Source organism: Arsenophonus sp. PmNCSU2021_1 (assembly GCF_036919435.1).
GTDB lineage: Bacteria > Pseudomonadota > Gammaproteobacteria > Enterobacterales > Enterobacteriaceae > Arsenophonus > Arsenophonus nilaparvatae.
Window position 1 is genome coordinate 876,655 of sequence record NZ_JAZHPL010000004.1, and the last position, 25,600, is coordinate 902,254.

The window sequence follows — 25,600 nt, forward strand, 5'->3', positions numbered from 1 at the left end:
TGGCGCTATCCTCACCCTTAACCATGCCTTCCAGCGGGGATGGCGCAAGACACTGCCGCTGATTGCCGGTCAGGCGACCGCATTAGCCTTGATGGTGCCCATTGTGGCACTGAGCACGGAAGCGTTGCGCGCTTCAGCGGCCGCCTGGCTGTTGCTGAAAAGCATTAGGGCCACAAATTACTCTCATGACCTTGACGATGGTGATGGTCGATGCGCTGATGATGACGCTCTACGCACTCATTGCCACTCGCTTGCGGCCTTATTTTCAATCGCCCGAAACCCGCAAACAACAAAACCGCCTGTTTGCCGGTTTCTTGGTGTTCATTGCGGTCAGCCTTTGTTTTATTGAACATCCGACCTTAATTCAGTGAAAGAGGATAAATTATCATGTGGATATTAATTTTAGCCCTATACGCCAGTCCCTATGCCGGTAATGCTTTTTCCACGCTGCATACACAGGCGTTTGACACGGCAACCGCCTGTCAACAGGCCGCCAAACAGTTCGCAGAAAAATTTGAAACGGTCAAGGATATGGATGCCAAGGCGATTTGCGTGAAGAAGTCATAGCGGAAAAGTCGCGCTTTATGCATTCAATTGAACAATAAAGATATTCATTTTATAATCCTTCAAAACCCGAAGGATTATTTTTTTATTCATGGCACAAGGAATCCTGACCCCGACCACAACGATAAAGGACGCCTCCGATGACCCGACAAAAATACCTGCAGTTAATCCATATTGCCGCCCACCACCTAAAACTGGATGACACGACTTACCGCCAGATGCTGCACAGGCTAACGGGGAAAACATCAGCAAAAGCCCTGAATATCGGTCAACTGGCGCAAGTGTTAAACGCCCTGAAGACACAAGGCTTTCGTATCCAACCGACTCAACCCACGACGAAAAAGCAGACCGACCGTCCGCAAATCCAGAAAATGCAGGCCCTGTGGCAGGCAATGGCCGATGAGGGCATTGTCCGGGATGCGTCAGCAACAGCCCTGGCCCACTTTGTTAAACGGGAAACCGGCTGTGATTCGCCTTACTGGCTAGATAGCCAACAGGCCAGCCAGGTTATCGAGAAACTCAAGCAGTGGCAAAAACGCGTGGTGAGGGCAACCTCATGCTAGAGAATACCTTTCGCAGTAAAGGGCCGGAGTTACTGGTTGAGCTGGCCGAACACACGGCGCAGACCGTCAGACAGATTATCGACGTTGACCCCGCTGTTGCCAGTCAGATAGGCGATGCCGTCGCCAGCCAAATGATGCGGGTCTGGGGCGGGCAGAATGTCTATTTTCCGATGGGGCTGATGTGGAAAATAAACCAGCGCGACCGGGAGATATTTGCCGATTTCAATGGGCGTAACCACCGTGCCCTGGCACGCAAGTACGAAGTCTCGCTACAGTGGATTTATTCCGTGATAAAACGGGTTAAAAAAGAAGAGCTGGCTCGGATACAAGGTAGTTTGTTTGAGGATAATGCCCCATTAGAGGATTAAGTACAGCCCACTAGCTGTTATTCGTTAGCATCCATAATGCATGACAAACAACAAGAGCTGGCGTAAAAAAGATAACTTTATTAAAGACGTTTAATAGTCTGCTCCCCGCAAAAAACGAAGAATGGGATATAACGTCAATTCATTTTCTGAGGGTCTTAATGCGTTCTGGGTAGCTGAAAAGTAGTTCAAGAAACAATGTAGTAAAGCGAACCGCTTCATCAGCTTCTGCTGGAGTGGGGTCATATTCATCCCCATGAACGGCATCATTTCCAATGACCCGTATGGTATGAGCCCAGTCCGCAATGGCTTCAACCGTTTTTAACCGCTTAATAGCATTATTTATAAGCTGAATGAGTTTAGTATCTCGACCTTCGTCGCCAAGTGTATGTTTGCATGCTTTTTCTAATAAGCTTCTGCATGCAATGACTGTAAATCTGGGCACACTACGCACACCGGATAATTCGTTAAATCCTTTAGCTAATTCTGGAGGTAAAGCCGTCGGTGTTTTAAGCGTAGAGTCTGGATGGCGTGCTGTGATGTCGAACCATTTGTGGAGGCATTGTCCCCATTTATGTTCTTGGTAGGCCATCTTAGCGTCACAGGTACCGGCCACAGGGCCTGATGCTAACCAGGTTATAACGGGTGCCAGACGATTCAGAAACTGAATGACCGTATGCTGTTTAAATGTATCAACGCCCAGTTCCTTTTTATGTAGATGGGTTATAGGACAAAGTGTTAAATCAAGCATGTAAGGGTAATGGCAGTAATTAACCTGAGTTCGGGATAAGCATTATCAATTATACTTGAAGATACGTACCTGCAACAGGTATCTTTGGTTTAGATGGCATTAAACAATATGCAACCAGTCCGCCTAATAAATTCACTACAAAGTTAGCCGGAGAGCGATGTCGCGTATGCTCTATTTGACAAAGATTTTTTAACTCATCAAATACCGTTTCAATGACAGAACGATGACGCAAGATGGCTTTGTCGAAACAAGTCTGTTTAATAGGCTTCATTTTCTTCTTGATATTCGTTATAAGGCTAATTCCCATCGTTTTGAGTTGCTGTTTCAGTGAAGCCGATAAATACCCTTTATCTGCGTACAAACAACCAGAAAGATCCTTTGTCAGCTCAGGCAATGGTTTCCGATCATCGGTGTTTCCTGGTGTGAGTCGAAAACTGAGTATTTCCCCCAAATGATTGATAATTACATGAAGCTTGAAACCAAAGAACCAACCTGTTGAATTTTTTCCCCGTTCAGCTATCCCATTGAAGACTTTATGTCTGCGGATCCGTAAGTTATCACACACCGCTATCGGAGTAGAATCGGCAACCGATAGCCCCGTGCATTTTCCCTTAATTGACTCAAACAGTGCCGTTAACGCTAAGGCACTACGCGGAAGTAACTCTACACAGCGTGAATAGGATGGCAAGTTAGGAAATTCCTTCCGGAGATATAAGCGGACATAATAGAGATAAAATACCTTGAATTGCCTGAATCGGAGTTGATGAAACAACACAACCAGTGTCATCATTTCCGCCAACGAAAGCTGAGTAGACCGTCTACGACGCTTAGTACCGTTAGTCAGCAAATATTCATGCATTTTTGGCTCGAAGTCTTTGCAAAAATCATCCATCAGGCAATAAAGTTCAGTAAGATTTTCCATAATTGTTTAACAATGCTCTACTCTTTAACCAGACTGTTAGAGTATTTTAACAAAACAGGCTCATTCAACTATTTGAATATCAAGACTTTCTCTTTATTTCTTATCCCGAACTCAGGTTAATTACAAGAGCATAAAGCTCGATATTCGCTATCGCTCTCTACCCATTTAGGCAGGCGATCATCAGTGCTTTTGACGGAGAGGGGGTGTGCATAGAGCAACTGAAAATCTGATGTACGACCACAATTACCACAATGTTGATTAGAAAACCAATGGAGATAAGCCATGAGCAAGCATTCCCTAATGAAAAATATAGATACCATTTTATGTGAAATGGGCGAAAGGGAAAATGTTATTTATCGCGCTACTGACGTTGTTATATCAGGGGATACGATTGAAGGTGTGCGTGCAATGGCAGACCTACTCCTTGTACATAAACACCTGCTAGCTCATAAAGAACTGGAGCTTTCAAAGGTTCGCGCAGAGTTAGCTGTAGCGCAAGCGCGAGTGCAAGCAATGATCCACCCACTTCCTCCTGCTGTATTCGATATTGAGTAATTACTATGATATAGCCAAATACTTAATATTTATGATGCAGTGTTATTTATATGAAAGAAGTCATTTGGCTATATACTAATAAATATGAAGACTAATTTTTATTGTCTTAGGTAGATATCTCGAGTCATGGTAGATGATTTTAAGTAATGATTTCTGTTTCACTATGTGTAACTTAATCACCCTGACTTGTCCCAGATGGATCCAGTTTGTCCCAGGTAGATCCACATTTATCGCACGTTTCCCTTTTAAATATCTCACGTCCTATCAGCAAACAGACACGAGTTTCGCACAAAACTAATTTGGGTACGCTAATAAAACACGGATTTGCTCAGTAATAGCACTTTTGATTACGTCCCAATTTTGTTGATAAAGGGTTATTTTTTCAGATATACGACGTTTATGTTGTTCAAACCACGCAGAAATAGCGAGAAAAATATGATTTCTTTGCGCTCGGCTCGTGCGAGCCTGACAGCGTTCAATACCACAGTTTTGTTTAACTTCTCGATGATAAACTTCAACAGAACAACGGGCATCCATGATAGATTTGGGGTATTGACGGGTGGGATTCTCTTTGTTTGTTACTATGTAATCAATACGGCCGTTTTTGGCTGTAAATTTGAAAACGGTTACCCAACCATATCATCGCAAGTGTATTGACGTTCCTTCTTCTGAGATGTCTAACTTGTTCAGTTGTTTGTTATGGTTAACAATCCTATTTTTCCTCAGCGTGGTTACCCAGATCCAACCATGAGAGCGAATTGATTTCAGGTTATCCAGGCTAGAATACCAAGCATCCATCACTACGGCTTCTGGCATGATCCCTCTTTTTTTAGCAAGAGTGAGCATTTCGGAAAAGTGCGTGTTTTTTGTTTTTCCATCAGAATCTTTATCATAAATACGATAATTGATAGGAATTGATCCAACCTTCGTCAGATCATGCCAAAGCAAATTAACTAAACCTATGCCAGCAATAACCTCATGTTCATTACCTGAATATTGATAATGGACCATCTCTATTTTTTTACTACGTGTTTTGGCAATCAATGTATCATCGGCAATTAGTACGCAAGGGCTTTTTTTGTCTATAGAAGGTTCAACTAATCGCCATAGGTCTTTAGGTCTAAAACATCTACTTTTTAGCCATTGGCTAACAGTGTCATGAGATAAAGGCGATGGGCTTACTTCTGATAACGCTAAACCAGAGTATCTTAAACTGCTTACTTGTAAGAATGTTTTATAGATATCTTTAATACATGGATAACCCGACAAAATATGAACACCCTGATTTTTTCTTGTTCACGAGTTTCGCACCAATAAAAAAACGCTCTATTTTTAAGTTTAATTCAGCATAATATATAAATAGATAAAACCTTATAAATCAAATACAACTTATTGTAATTTAAGAAAATTCATGTGTTTTAGTAACTTGCAGATTGATCATTGCTTTTAAGCCATTTCTAGAATTTTATATGCCTGTGCGAAACTCGTGTTGTTTTTAAATTTATACTTCTTTTTTGGAGATTGCGAAACTCGTGACAGAATAGAATTTTATTCAAAAAAGTTCCAGGCAAAAAAGAGTGGAATTGGATACCAGTTACAACGGTGGAACCTTCCCAGGGTTAGAAAGTATTGATAATGTCGAAAGCTTCTTTGCTAAAGGAGATAATAAAACCGAACCGATGGACTTTGCCGATGCCAATGCGCTCTATTTTTGGGAACTGTTCTATTACGTGCCGATGCTGGTGATGAAGCGTGTCAATGCCAACTGAATTCTGATCCACTTTGCTAAAGTAAAACTGATCCACCCCCTTTAATTTACTCGCTAAGTTCCGGTTTCAATTTTTTATGTAGCTGACCGCTTTTTAGCTTGTCTTTTAACCGATAATTTTGTCCACTAATCTGTACAATATGTGCATGGTGCAGCAATCTATCCAGCATAGCCGCTGTTAGCGTCTCATCGTCACCAAATGTACTTGACCACTGAGCAAAAGACAGATTACTAGTTAAGAGCACACTACCCGCTTCATATCGCTTTGCCACCACCTGGAAGAACAGGTTTGCTTCTTCCTTGCCAAAAGGTAAATAGCCAACTTCATCGATAATCAATAGTCTAGGTTTACTGATAACTCGGGTAAGATATCCTTTAAGGTCACCTTGTCGATGAGAGGTAAGCAGCTGCAACATCATGTCCGCCGCAGTTAGAAAACGGATGCTTAATCCCTGCATCGCAGCCCTATAGCTGATGGCAGTAGCAAGGTGGGTCTTACCGACACCAGACGGACCTAGCAACACGATATTCTCCTGGCGCTCAATAAAAGCCAGTCCAGCCAGTTCCTGTATTTGGTTACGGGGAACACCGCTGGCATATTTGTAATCAAACTGCTCCAACGTCTTTATCACTGGCAGCCCAGATAAACGGAGTATCGTTTGACGCCGACGTTCAGTAAGTCCTTCATACTGGTGTCGTAAAACAGACTCTAGAAAGTCAGCGAGTGTAACGTTCTTGTCGACAGTTCCTTGCGCTACAGCTGGCCACTCTGTGCTTAGTCTGTCCAGTTTAAGCTGCTGGCAGAATTTTTCGATGCGTTCATACTGAAGACTCATATCGGCATCTCCAGAATCGACTGATAGACGGACAAAGGATGTTGTAGGCTCTCGATAGGAATGGGGCGAGTCTGATGTATCGGTAAAGGAAATGCTTGCATGACTTTCGGCAGCGGCAACAGTGCCAAGCGTTCTTGTAGCATGCGCTCTTCCGGCGATACACCCGTAGTGCCGTGTTTACGTACATTAGCTATTGTACTCAGCCAGTCTCCAATACGTGAGTTGGCGGCGGTAGCATCCAAAGTAAGCCCTGCCTGACGAAATGACGCGGTTAGTGGAACAATGAAACTATTCTTAAGATAGTGATTAAAAGGTTCAACCTTACCTTTAGTCTTCGCCCTGTATGGACGGCAGACTTTCGGACTGAAAGCATATCACGAGTTTCGCAATCTCCAAAAAAGAAGTATAAACACGAGTTTCGCACCAATAAAAAAACGCTCTATTTTTAAGTTTAATTCAGCATAATATATAAATAGATAAAACCTTATAAAACAAATACAACTTATTGTAATTTAAGAAAATTCATGTGTTTTAGTAACTTGAAGATTGATCATTGCTTTTAAGCCATTTCTAGAATTTTATATGCCTGTGCGAAACTCGTGAATGTATCATCGGCAATTAGTACGCAAGGGCTTTTTTTGTCTATAGAAGGTTCAACTAATCGCCATAGGTCTTTAGGTCTAAAACATCTACTTTTTAGTCATCGGCTAACAGTGTCATGAGATAAAGGCAATGGGCTTACTTCTGATAACGCTAAACCAGAGTATCTTAAACTGCTTACTTGTAAGAATGTTTTATAACCTGAGTTCGGGATAAGCATTATCAATTATACTTGAAGATACGTACCTGCAACAGGTATCTTTGGTTTAGATGGCATTAAACAATATGCAACCAGTCCGCCTAATAAATTCACTACAAAGTTAGCCGGAGAGCGATGTCGCGTATGCTCTATTTGACAAAGATTTTTTAACTCATCAAATACCGTTTCAATGACAGAACGATGACGCAAGATGGCTTTGTCGAAACAAGTCTGTTTAATAGGCTTCATTTTCTTTTTGATATTCGTTATAAGGCTAATTCCCATCGTTTTGAGTTGCTGTTTCAGTGAAGCCGATAAATACCCTTTATCTGCGTACAAACAACCAGAAAGATCCTTTGTCAGCTCAGGCAATGGTTTCCGATCATCGGTGTTTCCTGGTGTGAGTCGAAAACTGAGTATTTCCCCCAAATGATTGATAATTACATGAAGCTTGAAACCAAAGAACCAACCTGTTGAATTTTTTCCCCGTTCAGCTATCCCATTGAAGACTTTATGTCTGCGGATCCGTAAGTTATCACACACCGCTATCGGAGTAGAATCGGCAACCGATAGCCCCGTGCATTTTCCCTTAATTGACTCAAACAGTGCCGTTAACGCTAAGGCACTACGCGGAAGTAACTCTACACAGCGTGAATAGGATGGCAAGTTAGGAAATTCCTTCCGGAGATATAAGCGGACATAATAGAGATAAAATACCTTGAATTGCCTGAATCGGAGTTGATGAAACAACACAACCAGTGTCATCATTTCCGCCAACGAAAGCTGAGTAGACCGTCTACGACGCTTAGTACCGTTAGTCAGCAAATATTCATGCATTTTTGGCTCGAAGTCTTTGCAAAAATCATCCATCAGGCAATAAAGTTCAGTAAGATTTTCCATAATTGTTTAACAATGCTCTATTCTTTAACCAGACTGTTAGAGTATTTTAACAAAACAGGCTCATTCAACTATTTGAATATCAAGACTTTCTCTTTATTTCTTATCCCGAACTCAGGTTTTATAGATATCTTTAATACATGGATAACCCGACAAAATATGAACACCCTGATTTTTTCTTGTTTTTAAATTTATACTTCTTTTTTGGAGATTGCGAAACTCGTGACATAATGTTGCCATCAACTATCCACGTCGACCCATTAGTATAATTCCTCCCTCCATCTGGTTGCCAGACGGTGCTTTTGAGCAAAGTTACGATCCACAACAACTACTATTACGCATTAGCGAAAATCAAATCCGCTATCACAATTTAAAAACACCAGAACAGTGGCGATTAAATATTGCTGATATACAGCGGACAGATATAATCACCTTACCTGCCAGCGATGTGCCAGCTGAAGGATTTTCGCTTGAATCGCTGTTAAATCCTGATGGTATTTTGAGTGAAAACACACCGCGAGAATATGCCGGACAAAGTAAAATTTACTACCTAGAGGGTGGCGATAATAAACTAGTAGAAATCCCGACAATCCAAGCTTTAGTCGCTTTTACTGAGCAGGCCGAACTGGATGAACAAAGTTTGCTCGCATTTGAACCAGTACTTAGCACAAGTCAAATTGAAGCATATTTAACCAATGCGGGTTATATCAAAACCAAATACCTATTCCCACGTCCAGGGGAAGAAACTGCCGATATCTGGGTCGCACGACTTAACTATAGTGAATATTATGATGAAAAGACTTTTTATTATCCTTATCGCCAGCGACACTCATTATTAACCGGCGCAACCAATTATCAATGGGATAAATATTACTGCGTCGTATTAAGCACTACTGATGCCGCTGGTTTCTATACGCAAGCGGATTATGATTACCGTTTTCTTATGCCTTATCGCATTAAAGATATTAATGATAATATCAGTTATGTCGATTTTGATGCCTTTGGGCGCATCTCTTCCAGTCGAATATGGGGTACAGAAGAAGGACAGCCAGCCGGATTTCCACCTCCCGATGAAGTTCCTTTTATGCCACCGGACACAATTGACGCGGCTTTAAGCATGCCAACACCACAACCGGTTGCACTATTTTACTTCTATGCACCAGCAGCGAGGATGAAACCAGCAACCAAAGATTTTGTCTCAGCAATCACTAATTCACAGCATCAATATAACCAAGTTGTCAATGAGCAAGGTTATGTCAATGTTATTGGCTACCAACGTTGGTTACGTAATAGCAATACGCCAGTCGACAAAGTACAGTTAGCCGATGATGCCGAAAGGCAACCGCCCTATGTTTTAACTGTCACTACCGATCGTTATTATCCTGATGAGCAACAACAGCAGCGACAACAGATCAACTTTATTGATAGCGCAAACAGGTCTCTGCAAACTGCATTACGGGTACCCGCTGGTGATGCTTATATTGTGACCAAAGATAGTCGTTTAGCCAAAAATAAACTCGGTAAGGCAAAACAGGCTCTCACCAGCTCACGATGGGCAGTAACCGGTCGAGTAGAGTATGATAACAAGGGCTTAGTTGTCCGCCAATATCAACCTTTTTTCAGTAATAGCTGGCATTATATTCTCGATGATAGCGGTCGTGATAGCTACTATGCCGACACCCATTATTATGATCCGCTAGGGCGAGAAACACGAACGGTTACCGCTAAAGGCTATCAGCGGCGCCAACAATACTATCCTTGGTTGACGGTTAGCGAAGATGAAAATGATACGGCGGCTGAAATAACAAATTAATAATTTATTTAAACTGATAGCATATTATCTAAAATAACAAGATAATATGCTATGATTTTCAATATAAGACTTTTATTACAAAATAATATTATTATATATTATCAACAAATAGATTGATAAATTACTGCTGATTAAATCTTATCACTACTACTTTACCATTATTTATTTTTGCTCATCAAAACTTAATCAACTTTCTGGCATAACTTGGTTTTTTGCGATTCATTATTATTGCGGGATAACCAAAGTGACAAGGCTTTCAGTGAATCAGGGGTAAATTCATGACGACGTGCATTAATCTCGTCTGGCGTCAACCAAAAAACCGATTCCACTTCCGCTTCCTGTAATGCAAACGGGCCATGACTGACACAGCTAAACAAACCACCCCACACCCGACATTGTGTTGTTTCATAATAAAAAAGCCCATGCTCTGCAAAAGGTACATCGGCAATCCCCAACTCTTCTTCTGCCTCTCGCCTGGCTGCTGCCAGCATACCTTCACCACTGGTAACAACACCGCCAGCGGTTGCATCAAGTAAACTAGGATAAATATCCTTCATTTCAGTACGACGTTGGATCAAAATTTTACCCATACCATCATGCACAATAATATAAGCTGCACGATGACACAAATTCTCTGCTCTCATCTGCTGGCGTGTCGCCTGAGCAATCACTTTATTTTTATCGTCAACAATATCAATCCATTCTGCATTGACTACTTCGCTTATTACTCGTCCCATTTTGAACCTTTTTCATTTTTAAGCGGTCATCAATCTGTTTACTTGAGTCTAAACTCAGTAACTTGCTGATACAAATTAAGTCTTCATTAGATAGCCATTGGCGCACTTTTTGCACCCTGTTTTTTACTACAGCTTAAATAAGCATAGCCTGTTATTAGCAGATACAAAAGGCTTTACGCTGAGCCTAGGGATAGTTGAAATTAACAGTTAAATTACTCATAAAATCACATCAATTCTTTTTATAATATAAAGCAAAAATGATAATAAGCATTAAGTTAGCAAAATATAAAAATAAGATATACTAATTTTAGCCGCTAAATAAAACGATGAAAATTTACTGATATATATTAGCCATTTTAATATTAATTACTTTTATCTAGCGGCTGGTTTTTTTATAAATAACAACTAATATCAACAATAATTAATAAAATATTGCTATTATCCTACCTTTACTTTTAATATATTAACAATCTGTAAAATAACAACTTATTGTTACAATTAATTTATTGATGAATATAAATCTCTTTTCATAAAAAATTAAAATAAATAAACTTAGCTAATATGATTTTTAGCATTGATTTAACAGTCTTACAAGAAATATGATTATTATATAACTCACTATTTCATTTTTTAGTTTTAATTAATCAATGGGCTAACCAAAAATTAACATTTAAAGTATTAAATAACATTAATTAGCCATATTTAATGAAGTTTTTTAAACAACAAATCGGCGACAATTTTACTGGCCAGTTTATTGATTGTATTCACAGTCTAATGATCTGCTGTTTCTTTAAATATCAATACTATAATTACTTATATCATTATTGAAAACTACGGAGTGAGAATGCGGATTTTTATTACTGGCAGTACCGGCTTAATTGGCTCAAGACTTGTTCAACAACTGGTTATACATTCCCATACTATCACCGTATTGAGTCGATCATGCCAAAAAGTTTACAGCCTATTTGGTCGACATGTTGATTGTCTGACAAGCTTAAATGAGATTAATAATCTTGATGGTTTCGATGCCATTATTAATCTTGCCGGTGAACCTATTGCAAATAAACCATGGACTAAGGAACAAAAAATAATTCTGTGTGAAAGCCGCTGGAAAATGACAGAACGCTTAAGCCAACTGATCAACGACAGTAAAAAACCACCAAAAACGTTTATTTCTGGTTCAGCAGTTGGCTATTATGGTGATCAGGGACAAAGCGTTGTCACTGAATCCGATATGCCACATGCCGAATTCACTCACCAACTATGCCAAAAATGGGAATCATTGGCATTAGAAGCAGAAAGTGATAAAACACGCGTTTGTTTGCTACGAACCGGAGTGGTACTGGCGAAAGAAGGCGGTGTACTGAAGAAATTGTTACCGATATTTAAAGCCGGATTAGGCGGGCCAATCGGCAAAGGCAAACAATATATTCCCTGGATCCATATTGATGACGTTGTCAATGCGATTAATTACCTGCTTGAGTCACCTTCATTATCTGGTGCGTTTAATATTACTTCACCCTACCCGGTGCATAATGATCAGTTCAGTGCAATACTGGCCGAAGTACTTAATCGTCCGGCAGTGATTAGAACGCCAGAATTTGTTATTAAATCGATTATGGGCGAATCTGCAGCGTTAATGTTAGGTGGGCAACAAGCGATTCCAAAGCGTCTTGAAGAAGCTGGATTTAAATTTCACTATATTGAATTAAAAGAAGCACTCGAGTCATTACTGTTAACTACGTCGCAAGAGACCATTACTTAATACCTTGCCAACGAGTAAATAAGGTTTGTGGTAAGGTGATACCATATTGATCTAATATTCGATTGACAGTTTGATCGACAATGTCCTGTACGGTTTCTGGCTGATGATAAAAGGCCGGCATCGGTGGAAAAATTATCGCGCCAATCTCTATGACATTCATCATTAATCTCAAATGACCTAGGTGCAAAGGTGTTTCCCTGACACCCAAGATTAATTTACGCTTCTCTTTTAAAACCACATCAGCCGCCCGCGTAATTAATGTATCGTTATAACTGTTGGCAATACCAGATAACGTTTTTATTGAACACGGCATAATAATCATACCGGAGGTAATAAATGAACCAGAAGAAATCGCCGCAGCAATGTCTCTATCTTCATAGACAACATCAGCCATTGCTAGAACATCGCGTAGGCGATAAGAGGTCTCTAGCGCTATAGTCTGCTTAGCTGCTGCACTGACAATTAAATGTGTTTCAACCTCAGCAACAGAACGTAAAACTTCAAGTAAACGAATACCGTAAATTGCACCACTAGCGCCTGCCAATCCGATAATTATTCTCTGCATCATTTTTGCTCAATAACAACGATAAAATAGATTTCAGTATTGTCAGCTTAACGATATCCGTTAAAATCTAACTTAATTCAAACGATAACAACAAGTTAGCCTTCGTTGTAAATTTCCAAATTTTCAATCTCATTATGTTCTTTTAACTGATCGTCCTTACGCAGATTTTCCAGATAATCCAAGTAAGCTTGATCAATATCCTTGGTAACATAAACCCCATTAAAAACCGAACACTCGAAAGTGGTGATATCGGGATTTTCCTCTCTCACTGCGGCAATCAGATCAGTAAGATCCTGAAAAATTAAATCATCAGCACCAATAAGTTGACGAATTTCATCCACTTCACGCCCATGGGCAATCAATTCATCAGCGGACGGCATATCAATACCATAAACATTCGGAAAACGAACTTCTGGTGATGCCGAAGCAAAATAGACCTTTTTGGCCCCAGCTTCGCGTGCTAATTCAACAATTTGTTCAGAGGTTGTTCCGCGCACAATAGAGTCATCGACTAATAAAACATTTTTACCACGGAATTCGGCTCGATTGACATTCAGTTTACGACGAACCGACTTGCGTCTCTCCTGCTGTCTTGGCATGATAAAAGTGCGTCCCACATAACGATTTTTAACAAAACCTTGGCGATAGGGTTTACCCAAAATATAAGCTATTTCCAGTGTGCTATCACAAGATGTTTCAGGGATCGGGATCACAACATCAATCTCTAAATCCTGCCATTGACGGGCAATTTTGGCGCCCAATTTTTGCCCCATCCACAACCGAGCTTTATTAACCGATATTTTATCGATAAAAGAATCTGGTCTGGCTAAATAGACAAACTCAAACAGACAAGGGGTTAATTGTGGATTTTCTGCACATTGCCAGCTGTAAAGCTCTCCCTGTTCAGTGATATAAATCGCTTCACCAGGCGCGACATCACGCAAGAACTCAAAACCAAGGGTATCTAAAGCGACACTTTCCGAAGCAACCATGTACTCATTTTGACCGTCTTCCAATGTGCGCTTACCCAGCACCAGAGGGCGGATACCAAATGGGTCACGAAACGCCACTAAACCATGGCCAATAATCATTGCAACACAAGCATAAGCGCCACGAACTTTGTTATGCATCGCAGCAATAGCGGTAAAAATATTTTCTGCAGTCAGCGGAAAATGATCAAATTGATCCAATTCATGGGCAAGCACATTGAGCAAGATTTCTGAATCTGAAGAAGTATTTACATGACGACGGGCCGTTTCAAATAACGTTTTTCTTAATTCATGTGCATTGGTCAAATTACCATTATGGGTCAATGTAATACCAAAAGGAGAATTAACATAAAAAGGTTGCGCTTCGGAAGCGCTGGAGCTACCCGCGGTTGGGTAACGCACATGGCCAATTCCCATTTTACCCCGCAAACGCAGCATATGGCGGGCAGCAAATACATCTTTTACTAAGCCATTCGATTTACGTAGGCGAAATTGTTTATTTTCATCAATTGTTGCAATACCTGCAGCATCTTGCCCACGATGTTGAAGCACTGTTAGCGCATCATAAATTGATTGGTTAACTGGTGTAAAACCAGCAATACCGACAATACCGCACATCTACTTTTCCTCATCAACCAAACGGAGTGATATTTTCAGGTAAAAAACTTGACGCATTTTTTAAATAATCAAAAAACCATCTAATAATATGACTAAATTGGGGTATCAATTCAGAACGTTGCCAATCTTCACTTTTTGGCAAGGGTGTAAAAGTATCCAGGAAAAACAGGATTGCCGACACAATTAATATACCGCGTAATACACCAAAACAGACGCCTAACACGCGATCAGTACCTGATAATCCTGTTCGCTCAACTAACGAGCTAATCACATAATTGACTACCGCACCCACAATTAAAGTGGCGATAAATAAAATTGCAATCGCAATACCATTTTTAATCAGCCTCTCATCGAAGCGGGTGAGATAAGTCGCCAGATAAGAATAAAATTGGCTGGCAACAAAAAAAGCACAACCCCAAGTAATAAGTGACAAAGCTTCTCGTACAAAACCACGAATTAAACTAACCAAGGCCGAAAAGCAAATAATGGCAATAATAGCGTAATCAATCCAAACCATAATTTTAATCCAAAAAATTAAACATTCAGCATGGTCGAACGCATTCTAGCAGAAAACGAGAACGTTTGCGTTAGATATTTTGCTGAAAAGTAGCAATAAATTACGGCGCAAAGATAAATCATGATCGCCGCAGGAATAATTAATATAACTGTTTAGTATCAATATGTTTTATCTATTAGTACATACCCAATTTACGGTTTATAACCGCGTATTTGCCCCTGTAAGCCGGTTAAATCTTTCAATTCCGACAAACTGGATTGCAATTTATCTCTCGAAGCATTTGGGCCAACAAAAATTCGAGTTAATTGACCATTAATTGGTAATGATGGCTCGGTATAAACCTGGTAGCCAGATAAACGTAATTTGGCAATAATTTCTTCCACTTTTGCTGCATTTTTCAGTACTGCCAACTGAATAACATAAGCCCGCGCCTGAGGTGCTTGAGTTTTCTCATTTGACTTAGTGATATGTTCTGGCACTAGCGCGGGTTTTTCAACTTTGACAGCTGGTTTAGACTTTGCTTGTTGCTGAGCGGACAGACTATCTGCTGATTTGGCCTTCGAATCAGAAGTGGGCTCAGAAATCATGGCTTCTACAGCGCTCGCTGAAGATGTCGCTAGTGGTTTCGGATTAATCGGCGCAATAGGTTCAATTTCATATTCATCGCTGGCTTTAGGCACCAAAGGGATCGCTGCAAATTCAGTCTCATTATATTTCTTATTACCATCCAATAATATGGGTAATACAATAACACCAACTGCAACAATAACAATCGTTCCCACCAAACGGTTTTGAAACTTACTGGCCACTTAAACTTTCCTCTTTTGTCTGCAGTTCCATAACCTCTGCAACAGTATGAAATGAGCCACAAACCAACACAATGTCCTGTTTGTCAGCCTCGGCCATAGCCTGCAACCAAGCATCTTTGACCGTCGCAAATTGATATGGCGATTCAACATACTGCGCTAATTGCGCTGCATCGGCACCGCGTATCCCACTTAATGAAGCGAGATACCATTTATCAACCTGCGCAGCCAAATAAGATAAAGTACTTTTTATATCTTTATCGGCTAACATCGCTACAACGGCATGAACTTTAGTATTTTTCTGCCTGGGTAAGCGAGCTAGTCTATCGGCTAAATAAGCTGCCGCATGGGGATTGTGCGCAACATCTAAAATTACACAAGGTTGCTCGCAGATAATTTGAAAACGTCCTGGTAATTTCGCCTTAATCAATCCCTGCTGAATAGCAGACAATGATATCGCCTGCCCAATGGCATCACCCTGTTTGATTAAACAATCAATAATTGCCAATGCGGTTGCAGCATTGGCCAGTGGGACATTTGGCACAGGTAACTGTTTAAAATCGTGATCATGGGATCGCCAATGCCAATGATCATTTTGTAGCTCAAATTGCCAATCTACTCCACAACGAAATAACTTTGCCCCTAAGGTTTGAGCCACTTGATTAATCGACTGCGGCATATCCGGTTCACCCACAACCGCATAGCGCCCTGAGCGAAAAATACCGGCTTTTTCGTAGCCAATCTGTTCACGATCACCACCAAGCCAGTCAATGTGATCCAATGCAATGCTAGTGATGGCAGCAATATCCGCATCGACGATATTGGTTGCATCTAACCGTCCACCCAAACCAACTTCTAAAATAACCACATCAAGTTTAGCTTGTTTAAATAACTGTAAAGCAGCTAAGGTGCCATATTCAAAATAGGTCAGCGTTAGCGTTGTTGTGCCGCGTTTCGATTCAATATCGGCAAAAACCCGACAAAATTCAGCTTCAGCTAACATTTTACTCTGGATCCTAACGCGCTCAGTATAATCTAACAGGTGAGGAGAACTATAAACGCCGACTTTTAATCCTGCTTCGATTAAAATAGATTCCAATATATGGCAAGTCGTTCCTTTACCATTAGTGCCAGCAACAGTAACGACTTTCGGGGCGGGATATAAAAGATCCAGCTGTCGAGCGACGACACCAACCCGCTCAAGCCCCATATCGATAATTTTGCTATGCTGGTGGGTTAAATAAGTTAACCAGGTAGCTAAAGAAGAGGTTACCTCTGGTATCATTAAGGGTTCAGATATCTTCTCATTTTTGATCTGATTTGTTGTCAATTTCGGGTTTCTCACGATCGGGTGGCTCCAGATCATCGTCAACTAAGGTAATAACATCAATTTGACTTGCATCTTGAACGGTTTGATGAGTGAGCATCGCCAGTATTTCGGCTAATTTGTCCCTCATTTCAGGCCGTCTGACAATCATATCAATCGCACCTTTTTCAATCAGAAATTCACTGCGCTGAAAACCTGGTGGTAATTTTTCACGAACCGTTTGCTCAATAACCCGAGGACCAGCAAAGCCGATTAACGCTTTAGGTTCGGCAACATTAATATCGCCTAACATGGCTAAACTTGCTGATACACCGCCCATAGTTGGATCGGTAAGTACTGAGATATAGGGAAGCCCTCGTTCCTGCATCTTCGCCAGTGCCGCACTGGTCTTTGCCATTTGCATCAAAGACATTAATGCTTCTTGCATGCGAGCACCTCCACTGGCAGAAAAACAAACTAACGGACAATTATCTTCCAGTGCTTGCTCTACCGCACGCACAAAACGTGCACCAACAACTGAAGCCATTGAGCCGCCCATAAAAGCAAATTCAAAAGTGGCTACAATGACCGGCATACCTTTAAGCGAGCCTTTCATCACGATTAAAGCATCTTTTTCATGTGTCGCTTTTTGTGCTGCTGATATGCGATCTTTATATTTCTTGGAATCACGAAATTTTAAAATATCTTTCGGCTCTAATTCACTACCTAATTCAGCCGTGGTTCCTTCATCAAGAAAAGAGGCCAGACGTTGACGGGCCGAAATACGCATATGATGATCACATTTTGGACATACGGCTAAATTACTTTCTAATTCAGCGCGATAGAGTACTTGCCCGCAGCTATCACATTTTGTCCAAACCCCTTCAGGGATACTCGCTTTACGGGTCTGGCTAATATTGCTTTTATTAAGAATCTTTTCAATCCAGCTCATTAATAGACCTTTCTGTCTGAAATTACATTATCAGTCTCATTATTATGTTAATCATTAAACCACAATGACAAAGCATAGTGGATAAAAAACTGATCAAACCTGCTAATGACTATCTATTTTTTGGTTTAACAACCTGTTTTTCTTTTATTGATGATCGACGATAACACCAAATCTCAATAATACCCGGCAGAATAGAAATTAAAATAATTGCCACAATTAATAATTTTAAATTCTGCTGAACAATTGGCAAATCACCAAAAAAGTAACCCGCGTAAGTAAATAATAGAACCCATATTAAAGCCCCGGCCACATTATAAAAAGCAAAATGCCGATATGACATTTTTCCCATCCCTGCGATAAATGGAGCAAACGTTCTAATAATAGGTATAAATCTAGCTAAAATAATCGCTTTACCACCATGTTTTTCATAAAATTGGTGTGTTTTTTCCAAATAAACCCGTCGAAAAATTTTTGAATTAGGATTGCTAAATAGACGCTCGCCGAATAAACGACCAATAGTATAATTAACCGCATCACCAATAATTGCTGCAATAATTATTAATACTACCATTAAATGAACATTAAGATCATTGCTCTCCAGTGCCGTTAATGCCCCAGCAACAAATAATAGGGAGTCACCTGGTAAAAAAGGCGTAACAATTAATCCAGTTTCACAAAATACTATCAAAAATAGAATGGCATATAGCCAAATACCATATTCAGCAACCAGCTCAGCTAAATGAAGATCGATGTGTATAATAAAATCAATAATAAAAGTAATAAATTCCATAAAAAATCCAACAGTTGACAGCTTCAGCGCTGTGTAATTAAACGCAAAATTAAATTCATTATTCTGGTAAAAAAAGCGGTCCTACGATCGTTGTAGGTAATTTATATTTTGCCGGATAATCGACAGCAACTAAATAGAGCCCCTCTGCTTTTGCAGTCGCCGCCGCTTTTGTTCTATCTTTCAATGCTAAAAGCTCTACTACCCAACTAATATCCTGATCACCACACCCTACTGCCAGCAAACTACCAACAATATTGCGTACCATATGATGAACAAAGGCATTAGCTTTAATATCAACCACAATATAGTCACCATAACGGTTGACATGAACATGCTTTATATTACGCCAAGGTGATTTAGATTGACACTGAATAGCCCTAAATGAAGTAAAATCCTGCTCCCCAACCAATGCCTGAGCGGCAAGATGCATTTTTTCCGCATCTAAGGGGGCATGGTAATGCGTTACGCCTGCGGCTAATATCGCAGGTCTAAGTCGATGATTGAAAATAATATAACGATATCGACGCGCGGTGGCAGAAAAACGAGCATGAAAATCTGGCTCAACAATTTTGCACCACTGTACTGCAATGTCGGATGGTAAATAACTATTAACCCCCATCGTCCAGGCAGAATCTTTACGTATGACAGATGTTTCAAAATGGATAACCTGACCAGTCGCATGCACACCTGCATCAGTGCGACCGGCGCAATAAACATGGATAGATTCATTGGCAACTTTTGTTAGCGCGAACTCCAAACAAGCTTGAATACTTTTTACCTGTTGTTGACGCTGCCAGCCATAATAATGGCTACCATCATACTCAATGCCTAACGCAATTTTAGCCATCGACAAAGGGGGTTGCTTCTCCAACATTAATAATATTGCTCCTGCACTAATCGCTCCGCAGTTTCTATTAACATTCGAGCACCACCAAATCGGGTATTATCGGCAACCGACCAAAACTGTAATATCTCAGGTGCACCATAATCATTATGCATACAACCAATACTTAATCGATCACTACCTGAAGCATCGGTTACTTGAGTTGGAAAATCATCTTCGCAAACTAGCTCAATATCATCAAATTGAGCAATTTCTTGCCAGGCTTCTTGTACAGTCATTGGACGTAATGTTTCCACATGAACCACTTGTGCATTGCCATAAAAAACCGGTGCTTGTAAGCAACTGACAATAATAGATAACCCATCATTTTGTAAAATTTTACGCACTTGATCAACTAAACTGCGCTCCTGTGGTGCAGAGCCTTCATCATCACTTAATAATGGTAATAGATTAAATGCTAGCTGCTTAATAAAACGTTCATTATCAACGGGTAAACAGTTTAATAATCGGGCACTTTGACCCGCCAATTCATCCACTGCACTTTTGCCATGCACCGAAACTGAAAACAGATTGGTTAAAATTAAACGATGAATGCCGGCAACATTAATTAGCGGTTTAACGGCGACTAACAATTGACTGACATAGCTATCAGCAACGGCAATAATATTACGGTTACGATAATTAGCCAAGAGATGGGGATTAACACTCGGTACCACTAATGGAATATCTGGCTCCAGCGCAAATAAACCACTACTATCAATGACAATACAACCATCTTGCGCTGCTTGCTCTGCATAACGAGCGGACGCTTCCTTACCAGCAACAAAAAAAGCTAATTGCACCTGTGTCCAGTCAAATAATTGAGCATCAATAACCGTATATTGCTTGCCATTAAAACGAATGCTTTCTCCCGCACTATTTTCACTGGCCAATAGAAATAACTCACCAACAGGAAACTGACGTTCTTGTAATAAACTCAATACGGCTTCTCCGACCGCACCAGTAGCACCTAATAGTGCAATATTCCAACCTTCTGTCATGTTGGTTTTCTCCAATTTCATTAGCATGCTTAATCAAATTAATTTGGTATTGAAGCCTAGCATTTTTAGTGCATTCGCGGCATCGACATCATTACAACTCACTCTAAGAGATGACCATTCACGGCGTTCTGGATAATATTTACGCAGATGATCAAACTGACCAGCAAGATGGGCAATTTTTCTTAATGGCGCATCATCACGACGGACATCATAAACTAAATGCACTAAACGTTTTAAACTTGCCTGCGTTAATTCACCGCTAAAAGTAATTTCATTAAACTCTGCACTAGGTAATAAATCAGCTAGTTTAATTTGCTGTTCTTGGCCTAAAGACTGGCTAAATGCGGTAAAAATCTGGCTGGTACCGCGTGCTTTACCTTCCAGAGAATAGCCAGCAATATGTGGCGTGCCAATTCTAGTTTTAGCTAACAAAGGTAGGGAAATAGAGGGTTCATGTTGCCAAACATCTAATATAACGTCGATTTTCTTACCATTTTCTAAGGCTGTTAACAATGCCTGATTATCAACAACTGATCCGCGGCTAGTATTTAGTAAAATACGTCCTGCCGGCATAGCTGTAAGCAACTCTTCATTTAATAAATGATAAGATGAATAACGGCCAGATTTATTTAACGGGGTATGAAAAGTTAAAATATCCGCCTGACTAACTAATTTTTCCAGTGGCCAAAATTGCTCACTATTATCGGCAGCATCTGCACGAGGTGGATCACAAAGTAACGTATTCACTCCCCAAGCCTTTAAACGCGCATTAAGACGACTGCCAACATTACCAACCCCAACAATACCGACCGTTTTTTCTCGTAAATCAAAGCAATCACGTTCAGCCAGTACCAATAAAGCGGAAAAAACATACTCCACCACCGCTGTCGCATTACAACCCGGAGCGGCAGAAAAAGCGATGCCCGCTTGCGCTAACCATTGCCTATCAACATGATCAAATCCGGCCGTTGCAGTACCAACAAAGTTTACCTTACTCTCTTTAAGTAATGCTTCATTGACTTGAGTAACAGAACGCACCATTAAAGCATCCGCTGTTGCTAGCTCTGACGATGAGATTGAACGCCCAGAAACTGCCTTGACTTCACCCATTGTTTGAAACAATTGTGTTGCGTAAGGCATATTTTCATCAACCAATATTTTCACTTATTTAATGCCCAATTATATTTATCAAAATTAACCCATCGTTTTTTACTATTCGATAAGGTAACAAGTTGCTATTTTGCCATGCTAATGAAATAAATCCTAACAACCGGTTTAGTCACCGTCACGAGTTTCGCACCAATAAAAAAACGCTCTATTTTTAAGTTTAATTCAGCATAATATATAAATAGAAAAAATCTCATAAATTAAAAATAACTTATTGTAATTTAAGTAAATTTATACGTCTTAGCAAGTTACAGATTAATTATTGTTCTGAAGCCATTTCTAGAATTTTATATGCCCGGGCGAAACTAGTGACCGTCACTTTTTTGTCGAAAACGTTCGGGTGTTGTGCCTGAAATCTGCTGAAACATGGTAATAAAAGCCGAGGAGGAACTATAACCGACATCAAAAGCCACCTGATGGACACTATTACCTTGTTCTAATTTCATTATGGCATGTAAAAAACGTAATCGCTGGCGCCATTCACTAAATGACATCCCCAGTTCCTGCTGACAACGGCGTGACAAGGTACGTTCTGAGGTATATACCCGCTTGGCCCATATAGCTAAAGCGGTATTATCGGCTGGATTTTGCTGTAATTGCGCTAAAATAGGCGCTAAAAATTTATCCTTACTGGCAGGTAAATAGGTTTTTTGAATAGGTGAACGTTTTAATTGATCAATCAAAACATTGGCTAAGCGCATATCTTCTACGGTGTTAGGTTGGCTTATCTGACGTGCATAAAAATCTAATAGTATGGTATGAAAAATAGCTGTTTGACGAATAATACACGGTTTTTTACACAGAACATGACTAAGTGTCTGAGAAATATCTAATATATTAAACTTAACACTTTTTTTCTTGTAAGTGGCATGTTCAACACCGCTTGGGATCCAGATACAAAATTCCGGCGGAGCAATATAATGTTGAGCAGCAACTTGCATCTCTATAATGCCTTTAACCACATAAATTAATTGGCCAAAGTTATGGAGATGTAATTTACACTCAGTATCACCTAACAATTCATTATTACGAAAAACTATGGATTCTGGCTCAATAATATTTGGTTCAAGTATATATTTGATTTTTTCCATTACAGTAATATTGGCAGAAAGAACGGATCGTTTGTCTTATTATAAATATATGCAATAAATCAGACAATGCTAAAATAGCAAAATTATTACCAAATGATAGATATGACTAAATAATGAAAAATTTTCTTTTTCCCCTTTTTGCAGTTTTATTATGGTCAATTAATGCAGTCGTAAGTAAAGCAGCTGCAAATGTTATTGACCCTGCGGCTATTTCTTTTTATCGCTGGTTATTGGCGTTTTTATTACTTACCCCATTTATGATCAAAGGGATAGTTAAAAATCGCGCAGTAGTGATGCAATATGGCTGGAAACTTTTTATTTTAGGGGCCCTTGGCATGGTGCTCTACCAAAGTTTGGCTTATTATGCTGCACACACGGTCAGCGCAACCTTTATGGGAGTATTAAATTCGGTTATTCCTTTGTTAACGGTGATACTCAGTATTTTTGTGCTACGCACTATTCCTACTATTGGTATTGTAATCGGTACCCTCTTATCCTTAATTGGGCTTATCTGGCTTATCAGTCAAGGTAATCCAATGATATTTTTTATGCAGGGAATAAATAGCGGGCAATTACTCATGTTTATCGCTGCTCTCTCTTATTCTCTATATGGTGTATTAACCAAGCATTGGGCAATCCCATTACCCAATTGGCAATCACTTTATATCCAAATTAGCTTTGCGGTGATCCTACTATTGCCTAATTTTTTACTGGCTAAAACAGTAGAAATTACCGCAGCAAATATTAATTTGATCTTGTTTGCCTGCATTGCCGCCTCGCTGATTGCACCTTACTTATGGATCCAGGGTGTATTTCGACTTGGTGCTAATACAACTTCAATATTTATGAATCTGGCACCGGTATTTACTGCCATTATCGCTGTCCTATTTTTAAATGAAAAAATGCACAGCTACCATTGGTGGTGTAGTGCTACTCGGTGTTATTTTGGCGCAGCCATTACGTACGCCACTGACACAGCTTTTTAACCATCTCCGTTGTAACACTAATAAAAAAGAACAATAACTTATTAAATCAATTAATTATATCAAAAACAATAAAAAAACCTACTGTAGACTATCAGTAGGTTGTTGTTTTTCTTGTTAAGGTAATTATGAATGGTATTTACTCATTACCAACGACGCATTAGTTCCACCAAAACCAAAGCTGTTTGACATTACAGTATTTAATTTCTTATCAGTGGGTTGCGTAATAATATTCATTGCTTGCGCTTTTTCATTCAAATTATCAATATTGATGCTTGGAGCAATAAATCCATGCTCTAACATTAGCAAACTATAAATAGCTTCATGTACCCCAGCCGCGCCCAGAGAATGGCCAGTCATTGCTTTAGTCGCTGAAATCGCTGGCGTATTAGTACCAAACACTTCAGTAATTGCTTCTAGCTCTTTTGTATCGCCAACTGGCGTTGAAGTTCCATGAGTATTGATATAATCAACCTGTTCGACATCTGCCAATGCCATTTTCATACACCGTACCGCACCCTCACCTGACGGAGCAACCATATCATAACCGTCTGAAGTCGCTCCATAACCAACAATTTCAGCGTAAATATGTGCGCCACGTGCCAAAGCATGCTCTAACTCTTCCACCACAACGATACCGCCACCACCAGCGATCACAAAACCATCCCGATCCTGATCATAGGTACGAGAAGCTTTTTCTGGGGTTGCATTATATTTGGTAGATAATGCTCCCATTGCATCAAATTCACAGGTTAATTCCCAGCTTAGTTCTTCACCTCCACCAGCAAAAACAACATCCTGTTTACCTAATTGGATCAATTCAACTGCATGGCCAATACAGTGGGCTGAGGTTGAGCAAGCGGAGCTAATAGAATAATTAACGCCCTTAATTTTAAACGGTGTGGCTAAACAAGCTGAAACACCAGAAGCCATTGCTTTGGTCACCATATAGGGACCAACACCACGTAATCCTTTGGCACGCATACCATCAGAACCAGCCACTTGATTACGGGGTGAACCGCCACCAGAACCAGCAACTAAACCGGTACGAATATTTGAGATCTGCTCTTCTGTCAGTTTAGCGTCCTGAATTGCCTCTTCCATCGCCAAGTAGGCATAAATAGAGCAATCACTCATAAAACGAAGAATTTTTCGGTCAATCTTTTGTTTAATATCATCTTCCGTCAGCTGAATATTACCCCAGACATGGCTGCGTAAACCCATTTCTTTAAATTCTTCTGAAAACCTGATGCCAGAACGACCCGCTTTCAGGGAAGCCAGTACCTCTTGCTGGTTGTTACCTATGCTGGAGACAATGCCCAGACCAGTGATGACTGCACGCTTCATTGCTTATATTACCTCATAGTCGAAATTCATTTACTGGGAGCTTAGCCTGTTACTTTAGCTTACACTTGTAAGCTAAACAAGTCCGATCAGGTAAAATTTTGTAGAAAATATTATCTTGGCTAACTTTTATATTTTGCGATAGCTAGCGCACTCAGGTTAAATTCGTTAAAATTGGCTGATTATTTAAAATATTGTAGATAATTTTCTGAATACAAATGAGATCAGCCAAGCTAAATTAAGCTGGAACGAG

At 40.1% G+C, this 25,600-nt stretch carries 27 protein-coding genes and 3 pseudogenes; 9 read left to right on the forward strand and 21 right to left on the reverse strand.

What is annotated here, in order from left to right; translation table 11 throughout:
* The first annotated feature begins 185 nt into the window (after positions 1–185).
* The 4 genes from V3224_RS09690 (at position 186) to V3224_RS09705 (ending at position 1,495) form a co-directional block, all read left to right on the forward strand.
* Positions 186–371 (forward strand): hypothetical protein, encoded by a 186-nt coding sequence (locus tag V3224_RS09690; RefSeq protein WP_334470183.1) that lies wholly within the window; start codon positions 186–188, stop codon positions 369–371.
* A gap of 16 nt (positions 372–387) precedes the next feature.
* Positions 388–567, forward strand: coding sequence for a hypothetical protein (locus V3224_RS09695; RefSeq protein ID WP_334470185.1), 180 nt, complete (start codon positions 388–390; stop codon positions 565–567).
* A gap of 137 nt (positions 568–704) precedes the next feature.
* On the forward strand, positions 705–1,127 hold the full coding sequence (locus tag V3224_RS09700) for a gp16 family protein (protein ID WP_334470187.1): 423 nt from the start codon (positions 705–707) through the stop codon (positions 1,125–1,127).
* Positions 1,121–1,495 carry a Mor transcription activator family protein gene (locus tag V3224_RS09705; protein ID WP_334470189.1) on the forward strand — a complete coding sequence of 125 codons (375 nt, stop codon included), beginning with the start codon at positions 1,121–1,123 and terminating at the stop codon, positions 1,493–1,495. Before V3224_RS09700 ends, V3224_RS09705 begins: the two co-directional genes overlap by 7 nt.
* Before the next feature lie 139 nt (positions 1,496–1,634).
* On the opposite strand, the gene V3224_RS09710 is transcribed toward V3224_RS09705, so the two are convergent.
* Both V3224_RS09710 and V3224_RS09715 read right to left on the reverse strand, forming a co-directional pair.
* Positions 1,635–2,243: a DUF4145 domain-containing protein gene (locus tag V3224_RS09710; RefSeq protein ID WP_334470191.1), complete on the reverse strand. Its 609-nt coding sequence runs from the start codon at positions 2,241–2,243 to the stop codon at positions 1,635–1,637.
* A 49-nt stretch (positions 2,244–2,292) separates the two neighbouring features.
* Entirely contained in the window at positions 2,293–3,165 is an 873-nt protein-coding gene (locus V3224_RS09715) for an IS982 family transposase (RefSeq protein WP_334467716.1), read from the reverse strand.
* 282 nt (positions 3,166–3,447) lie between these two features.
* Here V3224_RS09715 and V3224_RS09720 point away from each other — a divergent pair, with 282 nt between their 5' ends.
* The gene (locus V3224_RS09720; RefSeq protein WP_334470193.1) at positions 3,448–3,720 is read left to right on the forward strand and encodes a hypothetical protein; all 273 of its coding nucleotides are present in this window, start codon (positions 3,448–3,450) and stop codon (positions 3,718–3,720) included.
* A 294-nt stretch (positions 3,721–4,014) separates the two neighbouring features.
* Here the strand turns inward: V3224_RS09720 and V3224_RS09725 are convergent.
* Positions 4,015–4,989, reverse strand: a pseudogene (locus tag V3224_RS09725) (IS701 family transposase).
* A gap of 308 nt (positions 4,990–5,297) precedes the next feature.
* On the opposite strand from V3224_RS09725, the gene V3224_RS09730 reads away from it, so the two are divergent.
* Positions 5,298–5,489: a hypothetical protein gene (locus V3224_RS09730; RefSeq protein ID WP_334470195.1), complete on the forward strand. Its 192-nt coding sequence runs from the start codon at positions 5,298–5,300 to the stop codon at positions 5,487–5,489.
* Positions 5,490–5,535: 46 nt separating this feature from the next.
* Here V3224_RS09730 and istB read toward each other — a convergent pair whose 3' ends face one another.
* From istB to V3224_RS09750, 5 genes and pseudogenes are all read right to left on the reverse strand, one after another.
* Complete coding sequence (istB, locus tag V3224_RS09735) at positions 5,536–6,324, reverse strand: IS21-like element helper ATPase IstB (protein ID WP_334470197.1); 789 nt, start codon at positions 6,322–6,324, stop codon at positions 5,536–5,538.
* Positions 6,321–6,566, reverse strand: coding sequence for a hypothetical protein (locus V3224_RS09740; RefSeq protein ID WP_334470199.1), 246 nt, complete (start codon positions 6,564–6,566; stop codon positions 6,321–6,323). Before V3224_RS09740 ends, istB begins: the two co-directional genes overlap by 4 nt.
* Positions 6,567–6,898: 332 nt before the next feature.
* Positions 6,899–7,144 (reverse strand): annotated as a pseudogene (locus V3224_RS29890) (IS701 family transposase); the annotation flags it as partial.
* 6 nt (positions 7,145–7,150) lie between these two features.
* Positions 7,151–8,023: an IS982 family transposase gene (locus tag V3224_RS09745; RefSeq protein ID WP_334467716.1), complete on the reverse strand. Its 873-nt coding sequence runs from the start codon at positions 8,021–8,023 to the stop codon at positions 7,151–7,153.
* A gap of 111 nt (positions 8,024–8,134) precedes the next feature.
* Positions 8,135–8,260, reverse strand: a complete 126-nt coding sequence (locus V3224_RS09750) for a hypothetical protein (protein ID WP_334470201.1) — start codon at positions 8,258–8,260, stop codon at positions 8,135–8,137.
* 46 nt (positions 8,261–8,306) lie between these two features.
* On the opposite strand from V3224_RS09750, the gene V3224_RS09755 reads away from it, so the two are divergent.
* Positions 8,307–9,833 carry a hypothetical protein gene (locus tag V3224_RS09755; RefSeq protein ID WP_334470203.1) on the forward strand — a complete coding sequence of 509 codons (1,527 nt, stop codon included), beginning with the start codon at positions 8,307–8,309 and terminating at the stop codon, positions 9,831–9,833.
* Positions 9,834–10,015: 182 nt separating this feature from the next.
* Here the strand turns inward: V3224_RS09755 and yfcD are convergent, their stop codons facing one another.
* Positions 10,016–10,570, reverse strand: a complete 555-nt coding sequence (yfcD, locus tag V3224_RS09760; protein ID WP_334470205.1) for an NUDIX hydrolase YfcD — start codon at positions 10,568–10,570, stop codon at positions 10,016–10,018.
* 844 nt (positions 10,571–11,414) lie between these two features.
* Between yfcD and V3224_RS09765 the strand changes: the two genes are divergently transcribed.
* Entirely contained in the window at positions 11,415–12,335 is a 921-nt protein-coding gene (locus V3224_RS09765) for a TIGR01777 family oxidoreductase (protein WP_334470207.1), read from the forward strand.
* Here the strand turns inward: V3224_RS09765 and V3224_RS09770 are convergent.
* The 11 genes from V3224_RS09770 to V3224_RS09820 all read right to left on the reverse strand — a co-directional run bounded on the left by V3224_RS09770 (position 12,328) and on the right by V3224_RS09820 (position 23,020).
* Complete coding sequence (locus V3224_RS09770) at positions 12,328–12,900, reverse strand: UbiX family flavin prenyltransferase (protein WP_334470366.1); 573 nt, start codon at positions 12,898–12,900, stop codon at positions 12,328–12,330. The genes V3224_RS09765 and V3224_RS09770 overlap by 8 nt on opposite strands.
* A gap of 95 nt (positions 12,901–12,995) precedes the next feature.
* Positions 12,996–14,507, reverse strand: coding sequence for an amidophosphoribosyltransferase (gene purF, locus V3224_RS09775; RefSeq protein WP_334470209.1), 1,512 nt, complete (start codon positions 14,505–14,507; stop codon positions 12,996–12,998).
* A 13-nt stretch (positions 14,508–14,520) separates the two neighbouring features.
* On the reverse strand, positions 14,521–15,024 hold the full coding sequence (cvpA, locus tag V3224_RS09780) for a colicin V production protein (protein WP_334470210.1): 504 nt from the start codon (positions 15,022–15,024) through the stop codon (positions 14,521–14,523).
* Positions 15,025–15,215: 191 nt separating this feature from the next.
* On the reverse strand, positions 15,216–15,833 hold the full coding sequence (locus V3224_RS09785) for an SPOR domain-containing protein (protein WP_334470211.1): 618 nt from the start codon (positions 15,831–15,833) through the stop codon (positions 15,216–15,218).
* Positions 15,823–17,130, reverse strand: a complete 1,308-nt coding sequence (folC, locus tag V3224_RS09790) for a bifunctional tetrahydrofolate synthase/dihydrofolate synthase (protein ID WP_442890185.1) — start codon at positions 17,128–17,130, stop codon at positions 15,823–15,825. The genes V3224_RS09785 and folC overlap by 11 nt, the downstream gene beginning before the upstream one ends.
* A 4-nt stretch (positions 17,131–17,134) precedes the next feature.
* Positions 17,135–18,088 carry an acetyl-CoA carboxylase, carboxyltransferase subunit beta gene (gene accD, locus V3224_RS09795; RefSeq protein WP_334470213.1) on the reverse strand — a complete coding sequence of 318 codons (954 nt, stop codon included), beginning with the start codon at positions 18,086–18,088 and terminating at the stop codon, positions 17,135–17,137.
* A gap of 109 nt (positions 18,089–18,197) precedes the next feature.
* Positions 18,198–18,878: a DedA family protein gene (locus tag V3224_RS09800; RefSeq protein WP_334470215.1), complete on the reverse strand. Its 681-nt coding sequence runs from the start codon at positions 18,876–18,878 to the stop codon at positions 18,198–18,200.
* Between the two features lie 58 nt (positions 18,879–18,936).
* A complete protein-coding gene (gene truA, locus V3224_RS09805; protein WP_334470217.1) occupies positions 18,937–19,752 on the reverse strand; it encodes a tRNA pseudouridine(38-40) synthase TruA in 816 nt (271 codons plus the stop codon).
* On the reverse strand, positions 19,752–20,762 hold the full coding sequence (locus V3224_RS09810; RefSeq protein WP_334470219.1) for an aspartate-semialdehyde dehydrogenase: 1,011 nt from the start codon (positions 20,760–20,762) through the stop codon (positions 19,752–19,754). Before V3224_RS09810 ends, truA begins: the two co-directional genes overlap by 1 nt.
* Positions 20,763–20,795: 33 nt before the next feature.
* Positions 20,796–21,926: a 4-phosphoerythronate dehydrogenase PdxB gene (gene pdxB, locus V3224_RS09815; protein ID WP_334470221.1), complete on the reverse strand. Its 1,131-nt coding sequence runs from the start codon at positions 21,924–21,926 to the stop codon at positions 20,796–20,798.
* 308 nt (positions 21,927–22,234) lie between these two features.
* Positions 22,235–23,020 (reverse strand): AraC family transcriptional regulator, encoded by a 786-nt coding sequence (locus tag V3224_RS09820; protein ID WP_334470223.1) that lies wholly within the window; start codon positions 23,018–23,020, stop codon positions 22,235–22,237.
* Positions 23,021–23,133: 113 nt separating this feature from the next.
* Here V3224_RS09820 and V3224_RS09825 point away from each other — a divergent pair.
* A pseudogene (locus V3224_RS09825) lies at positions 23,134–24,043 on the forward strand (DMT family transporter).
* An 86-nt stretch (positions 24,044–24,129) separates the two neighbouring features.
* Here the strand turns inward: V3224_RS09825 and fabB are convergent.
* Positions 24,130–25,350 (reverse strand): beta-ketoacyl-ACP synthase I, encoded by a 1,221-nt coding sequence (fabB, locus tag V3224_RS09830; RefSeq protein ID WP_334470225.1) that lies wholly within the window; start codon positions 25,348–25,350, stop codon positions 24,130–24,132.
* Between the last annotated feature and the right edge of the window lie 250 nt (positions 25,351–25,600).

Bases quoted from the DNA above. Each gene is read 5' to 3' on its own strand.
- V3224_RS09750 (WP_334470201.1), bottom strand. From the start codon at position 8,260: ATGGCAACATTATGTCACGAGTTTCGCAATCTCCAAAAAAGAAGTATA.
- istB (WP_334470197.1), bottom strand. From the start codon at position 6,324: ATGAGTCTTCAGTATGAACGCATCGAAAAATTCTGCCAGCAGCTTAAA.
- truA (WP_334470217.1), bottom strand. From the start codon at position 19,752: ATGTTGGAGAAGCAACCCCCTTTGTCGATGGCTAAAATTGCGTTAGGC.
- V3224_RS09800 (WP_334470215.1), bottom strand. From the start codon at position 18,878: ATGGAATTTATTACTTTTATTATTGATTTTATTATACACATCGATCTT.
- V3224_RS09690 (WP_334470183.1), top strand. From the start codon at position 186: ATGACCTTGACGATGGTGATGGTCGATGCGCTGATGATGACGCTCTAC.
- V3224_RS09770 (WP_334470366.1), bottom strand. From the start codon at position 12,900: ATGCAGAGAATAATTATCGGATTGGCAGGCGCTAGTGGTGCAATTTAC.
- V3224_RS09700 (WP_334470187.1), top strand. From the start codon at position 705: ATGACCCGACAAAAATACCTGCAGTTAATCCATATTGCCGCCCACCAC.
- yfcD (WP_334470205.1), bottom strand. From the start codon at position 10,570: ATGGGACGAGTAATAAGCGAAGTAGTCAATGCAGAATGGATTGATATT.
- V3224_RS09715 (WP_334467716.1), bottom strand. From the start codon at position 3,165: ATGGAAAATCTTACTGAACTTTATTGCCTGATGGATGATTTTTGCAAA.
- V3224_RS09695 (WP_334470185.1), top strand. From the start codon at position 388: ATGTGGATATTAATTTTAGCCCTATACGCCAGTCCCTATGCCGGTAAT.
- V3224_RS09720 (WP_334470193.1), top strand. From the start codon at position 3,448: ATGAGCAAGCATTCCCTAATGAAAAATATAGATACCATTTTATGTGAA.
- V3224_RS09810 (WP_334470219.1), bottom strand. From the start codon at position 20,762: ATGACAGAAGGTTGGAATATTGCACTATTAGGTGCTACTGGTGCGGTC.
- V3224_RS09705 (WP_334470189.1), top strand. From the start codon at position 1,121: ATGCTAGAGAATACCTTTCGCAGTAAAGGGCCGGAGTTACTGGTTGAG.
- V3224_RS09745 (WP_334467716.1), bottom strand. From the start codon at position 8,023: ATGGAAAATCTTACTGAACTTTATTGCCTGATGGATGATTTTTGCAAA.
- cvpA (WP_334470210.1), bottom strand. From the start codon at position 15,024: ATGGTTTGGATTGATTACGCTATTATTGCCATTATTTGCTTTTCGGCC.
- V3224_RS09765 (WP_334470207.1), top strand. From the start codon at position 11,415: ATGCGGATTTTTATTACTGGCAGTACCGGCTTAATTGGCTCAAGACTT.
- purF (WP_334470209.1), bottom strand. From the start codon at position 14,507: ATGTGCGGTATTGTCGGTATTGCTGGTTTTACACCAGTTAACCAATCA.
- accD (WP_334470213.1), bottom strand. From the start codon at position 18,088: ATGAGCTGGATTGAAAAGATTCTTAATAAAAGCAATATTAGCCAGACC.
- V3224_RS09820 (WP_334470223.1), bottom strand. From the start codon at position 23,020: ATGGAAAAAATCAAATATATACTTGAACCAAATATTATTGAGCCAGAA.
- V3224_RS09710 (WP_334470191.1), bottom strand. From the start codon at position 2,243: ATGCTTGATTTAACACTTTGTCCTATAACCCATCTACATAAAAAGGAA.
- fabB (WP_334470225.1), bottom strand. From the start codon at position 25,350: ATGAAGCGTGCAGTCATCACTGGTCTGGGCATTGTCTCCAGCATAGGT.